The sequence below is a fragment of the Streptomyces sp. NPDC027962 genome (genome assembly GCF_055566095.1).
Genome location: NZ_JBVHTA010000087.1, coordinates 1 through 5062 on the forward strand (window position 1 = coordinate 1; position 5062 = coordinate 5062).

The 5062-nt window shown below is 68.9% G+C and carries 6 protein-coding genes and 1 pseudogene; 3 read left to right on the forward strand and 4 right to left on the reverse strand.

The annotated features are described in order from the left end of the window. Both ACZ4SA_RS36535 and ACZ4SA_RS36540 read left to right on the forward strand, forming a co-directional pair. Nucleotides 1-136, forward strand: a pseudogene (locus ACZ4SA_RS36535) (IS5/IS1182 family transposase); the annotation flags it as partial. Nucleotides 137-211: 75 nt separating this feature from the next. After that, nucleotides 212-784: a P-loop nucleotide/nucleoside kinase family protein gene (locus ACZ4SA_RS36540; RefSeq protein ID WP_468283048.1), complete on the forward strand. Its 573-nt coding sequence runs from the start codon at nucleotides 212-214 to the stop codon at nucleotides 782-784. A gap of 430 nt (nucleotides 785-1214) precedes the next feature. On the opposite strand, the gene ACZ4SA_RS36545 is transcribed toward ACZ4SA_RS36540, so the two are convergent. The 4 genes from ACZ4SA_RS36545 to ACZ4SA_RS36560 all read right to left on the reverse strand — a co-directional run bounded on the left by ACZ4SA_RS36545 (nucleotide 1215) and on the right by ACZ4SA_RS36560 (nucleotide 4236). Next, complete coding sequence (locus ACZ4SA_RS36545) at nucleotides 1215-1724, reverse strand: hypothetical protein (protein ID WP_468283051.1); 510 nt, start codon at nucleotides 1722-1724, stop codon at nucleotides 1215-1217. 91 nt (nucleotides 1725-1815) lie between these two features. Further along, on the reverse strand, nucleotides 1816-2328 hold the full coding sequence (locus ACZ4SA_RS36550) for a hypothetical protein (protein WP_468283054.1): 513 nt from the start codon (nucleotides 2326-2328) through the stop codon (nucleotides 1816-1818). Between the two features lie 29 nt (nucleotides 2329-2357). Beyond that, nucleotides 2358-3704 (reverse strand): hypothetical protein, encoded by a 1347-nt coding sequence (locus ACZ4SA_RS36555; protein ID WP_468283057.1) that lies wholly within the window; start codon nucleotides 3702-3704, stop codon nucleotides 2358-2360. A 31-nt stretch (nucleotides 3705-3735) separates the two neighbouring features. Next, nucleotides 3736-4236, reverse strand: a complete 501-nt coding sequence (locus tag ACZ4SA_RS36560; RefSeq protein WP_468283060.1) for a hypothetical protein — start codon at nucleotides 4234-4236, stop codon at nucleotides 3736-3738. Nucleotides 4237-4275: 39 nt separating this feature from the next. Here ACZ4SA_RS36560 and ACZ4SA_RS36565 point away from each other — a divergent pair, with 39 nt between their 5' ends. Continuing rightward, nucleotides 4276-4824: a hypothetical protein gene (locus ACZ4SA_RS36565; RefSeq protein ID WP_468283063.1), complete on the forward strand. Its 549-nt coding sequence runs from the start codon at nucleotides 4276-4278 to the stop codon at nucleotides 4822-4824. Nucleotides 4825-5062: the final 238 nt, after the last annotated feature.

Genomic DNA, 5062 nt, shown 5'->3' on the forward strand with positions numbered 1-5062 from the left:
ACAAGCGCCGCAACGAAGTCGAGCGGACGATCAACCTGCTCAAAAGCTTCCGGGCCGTGGCGACGAGGTACGACAAGCGGGCGTATGTCTTCCACCGGTCACCGTCGCAGCCATCCGCTTATGGCTCCGCACATGATCCGCCGGACAGGACCTAGGGGCACTGCTTGCGGCCCGGCGTGCTGGCACAATCACGCCCGAAGCTGAAGCAGAGATGGCTGCCATCTCCCAGACCATGACGAGACCGATGTCACCAACTCCGCCGTTCTGCGTCCTGATGGCCGGACTACCTGGCTCCGGCAAGACCACGCTTTCCCGCGCTCTCACCGCGCGCGGGTTCGTGCGCCTGTGCCCGGATGAAGAGATGCACCGCCGCCATGGCGTGTACGGAGTGGACTTTCCCCGGGGCACCTTCCCCACCCTTGAGCGGCCGGTCCTCGAAGATGTGGCAGTTGAACTCGGGAAGCAGCTTGAGGCGGGGCACGATGTTGTCGTTGACCACGGCTTTTGGACTCCGGAGGACCGGCGTCGATGGCAAGGCGTCGCCATCGACGCCGGCGCAACCCCTGTCCTCGTCTACCTCGCAGCCAGCCACGAGGAACTTTGGGCGAGGATCAGCGAGCGCAACGAGTTCCACGCGAACGATCCCAACTCGATCTACTTCTCTGAGAGCGACCTTCAGCGGTACCGCGCTCGCTTCGTTCCCCCAGAGGCAGACGAACCGCACCTCACCTACGACGGCGACCCCGCAACCGTGATCGCGGCTCTAGAAGCGTCTCGCTCCTGACGCGCTGACGAACTAACGCACAGGTCAGCGCGGGTCCGCTCCGTCTCAGTTTCCGTCTCATTCACCCCCGTACAGCGCGGTCCACAGGGGTTCACGCGGTGGACAGGAGTACGGGAATGAACAGGCTTGAACGGCCCCGTATCACGCCCTGACCAGTACGAACAGACCTCGAAAGCGAATGTGCCCGCTCTGCCGCTGGCAGAGCGGGCGCTACACCGCGGTAAGAACTTTCTTACCTCGCTTCAAGGCGGCTCGCTCCGCTCACCGCGCGCGGCCCGGCCCTCGGCCGGGCCTGCGCTCCGGCGGCTGGAGTGAAGCGCCACGCTCGCGTGAGGAGCACGAGCACGCGGACAGCCGGGCCGGTCAGCCTTGCGGAGGAGGCCGCGCCCCGGAACCCCGCACCCCCCGGGCGGGGCCCGGCAGGCGGAGGTCAGAGCTTGAAGACCGCTCCGCGCCAGGTCCACCCCGCGCCGAGGACCGCGGCCCGCAGCGGGTCCTTCATGTCCGAGGTGTCGAAGCGGTAGAACTCCGTCGCCTGGAGGTCACCCTCGGCCCCCCGCTCGACCGACCGGCGCCACGACACAGTCTTCACCTGCCCTCGCGACCCTTCGGCCGACACGGCCAGCCTGGGCGTACCGCCGACCCACGAGACCTCGAACTGGCGATCGACGGTGCGGACTTCGTGGGACGCCGGGACCAGACGCATCCTGAACTGGGTGACCCGGCTCACCTGGGTGCGGACGAAGAAGGTGTGCCAGGCGGGATCCGAGATCCGCCATTCCGCCACGAGGTCGGCACCTTCAGGGTCACCACCGCGCACGACGAACGGCACGTCCGGCCCGTTGAGCGCGAGCAGCGCTGCCCGGACCTCCTCCGCGGAACGCGGGGCCGTACCACGGTCGGGGTGCTCGGTGCCGGTCAGTCTGTCGAAGAAGCCCATCCGCCCAACCTACGAAGCTCCGGCCCCGACCACAACATCTCCCCGCAGCAGGACCGGATCCGCCCGGCCCGCGACCTCGCCTGACCAGGCGCTATCGGGCCCCGCCGGAGGGCTCCTGCCCGGTGTCCGGGCGGACCGTGCGGAGGAAGTCCTGGAAGTCTTCCAGGACGCTGTCGTGCTGCGTCGCGGTGGCGGTCAGGATCATCCGGATCACGGCGCGCCGCTTCGGATCCGTGCTGTCCAGCATGGCCAGATAGACCTGCGACTGGACGAGGTCGCGGCGCACGCCTGCGACGACCGCCGTGAGTGCCAGCCGCTGCGTGAGGCCGGGAGCCTCCGCGGATCCGACGCCGCGACGCTGGACCACCGCCACGGACTCGGCGCCGTCGCGCAGGCGCTCCACCGCGTCATCGGCGACGCCTTCCAGCGTCTCGGCCTCCGGCAGGAAGTCGCCGTCGATGGTGATGTTGGCCGTGAACCCGGCATCCGCCCGCGGGTGCAGAGCGACGAAGGCCACGGCCGGAGCGTCGACCTCGTCCGGCGGTGCCGGGATCCAGCCCTCCGGCAGGCGGAACTCGATCGGGAGGGGCAGAGTCGTGGCCATTCAGGTCCTTCCTTCCACTGAAACGTACATCAGTCGAACCAGCTGGTGACTTCGTCCTTGACGGAGCCGGCGGCGTCGCCGACCGCACCGGCCGCATCCCCGACGGCGTTGGCGGCGTCGCTCGCGGCGGCCGAGACCTTGGCCGGGTCGACCGTGAACTCTCCGCCCAGCTTTCCGCCCAGGCCGACAGCGACGCCGAGTTCGCCACCGATGTGGAACTTGCCGTCCTCGCCCTTGCCGAAGGTCACCTTTGCCTCGGCGCCCGCCCCGGCCCATCCCTCGGCCGTCCCGCCGGCGCCGATCCCGGCGAGCTCTCCACCTCCCGCGTACGAGGCCTTCGCCCCGGCGAACGCCTTGGCACCCGCATTGACGCCGCTCAGGCTCGCCCCCGCGCTGACTCCGGCCTCGGCTCCGGCGAATCCCTCACCGCGCATGTAATAGCCCATGTGCCCGTACTCCGCCCGGCCCTCGGCCAGCGCCCGCCCGCCCACGGACGCCTCGGCCTTGCCGGTGAGGCCACCTTCGGTGAACCCGACGTTGGCGGTGGCCCGGGCCCCCGCATAGGCGTCGGCGATCCCGGAAAGCTTCATGGACCCGTTGGTCAGAGATCCTTCAGCAGTGGCATGGCCGAGGTCGGCATAGGCCTTGGCCGAGGCCTCCTTGCCGTACTGGGGGCCGTAGGCAGCAGCGCCTGCTCCGGGACCGGTCGCCGAGGCCTTGCCCTCGGACTGCCACCCGTCGGTCTTCGTGGTGGCGTCCTTGTCGGCTGCTCCCGGCATCGGAACCTTCGCCAAGTCGCCCTCGGCGCCCGCGTTGAAACCATTGAGGGTCTGGTCGGCGCCCTTGCCGAAGTTGTCCTTGTTGCTGTCGACTACGGCGGCATCGAGGGCGATCTTGACGTGCTGGTCTGCCTGGGTGACGGCCTTCACCCGATCGTCGATGTGCTGCTGCCACTTGGCGACTGCGGTGCGGATCGAGGTCTCGCCGTCGGGGTCGTGCTGGTAGGCGCTGCGCTCGGCGGGGGTGAGCTTGGCGTAGTCGAAGGCCACGCGCCCCTGCTCCGAAACGGTCATGCCGGCGGCTATCGCCTCGGCCCGGGCACTCTCGACCCGCTTCTTCAGGTCCGTGAACTGCGCATGGGCGTCCCGCAACAGGCTGGCGATCGCCTTGGCCTGGATCTGCGAGGCCGAGTACTCGTAGCGGGTCGCCGTGAAACCCGTCTGTGCGGCGCCGGCGCTGACACCGACCCAGTTCTGGCCGCCGGTCGATATCTTCTGCACGGTTTCGCCGTAGCGGATCTCGACCTTGTGCAACTCGCCCGCCATCGCATCCCACTTGGTGGCCGCTGTCGTCAGCAGGCCCAGGTCCGTGGTCATGACTTCGTGGTACGTAGGCACAGCGGTCCCCCTACAGGCCGTTCAGCTTCGACTGCGACAGGAACTGGTTGCCGAGGCCGGTGTCGTTCTGAGTGAAGAGACCCGAGGCGCCGCGCAGCGCGCTCTTCTCGCCGGCGAGGCGGCCCATCAGGGTCTTCACCTGCTGGTCCCAGGTGTCCGCCACCTTCTTCAGGCCGGCGGCCGTGTCCCAGCCCTCGAAGCCCTTCTGGGCCGACCCGGTGGCGTCGTCCGCGTGCTCCGAGGCCTTCTTGGTGTTCGGCTCCAGCTCCGTCTCGATCGTGCCGGCCGCTGCCTTCTTTTGGGTCGGCGTCGAAGCGAAGTCCTGGGACCCGCCCGGAGAGAACAGTCCTGCCGAGGGCGGAGTGACGCCCGGAGCGTACGGGACCACCGGCGTCGGCGTGACGCCCGGCGCGTACGGCCCAGGTGGTCCGCTGTTCAGTCGCAAGCCCGCGTCCTGGTCCGCGCTGCTCGCACTTTCGAAAACCGGTTCCCGTTCGGAATTCCCTGACATGGTGCGCCTCCCCGTCGGCAGGCATCGATCATAGGATCGTTGTGCGCGCGGGAGTCGAACGGGGTCCCTGCCGCGTCGGACCGGAGGCGGGCCGGGGATGGGGCTCCGCCGGGCAGCGCGGCAGCCGCCGCATGGGCGGCCGGGCAGCGTCAGGCGGACGCCGCATGGGAAACTGGCCGCCAGCAGGCAGCCGCCGCGTGGGATGCGGGACGCATCCAGGCCAACGCGCAACTCGACGTCGCCCGCCGGAACCTGAGCGAACAAGCCCTCGCCAGTCAGCGCGACGTCCGCCGCGCCGCATATGTCACCTACCTCGGCCGCACTGACACCGCACATCAACAGCACCTGGCCTGGCAAAACGCCCTCGGCACCCCCGACGCGGCACAGCGCCGACAGGACTACAACACAGCGATCGTCGCCGTCCGCGAAGCACTCAACGTCCTACGCCTCGAAGGCCCCGACACAGTCACCACAGCCGCCGAAGCCCTCGAACAGGTCCTCCGCCCCAACGCCCCCGCCCATCAACACCCCGCCGCACACAACGACTTCCTCAACGCAGCCCGCACCGCGCTGACCCCTCTTGCGTAACCGCTCCCCGTCGCGCCACTGAACACCGACGGTGGTTGGCGGTCTCAATTGCGGTCTCAATGGCGCCTAGATCCGGGACGGTCCACAGTCGTCCACCGGAGTCCGAGATCCCCTCTGAACAGCGGTGCCAGCCGCTTGGCGGACTAGTGTCCTGAGTCGTTAGTTCGCTTGCGGTTGTAGGGTGGGGTGATGCCTGGTCCGAAGCCGTTGCCTCTGGAGCTGTCCGATCACGAACGCC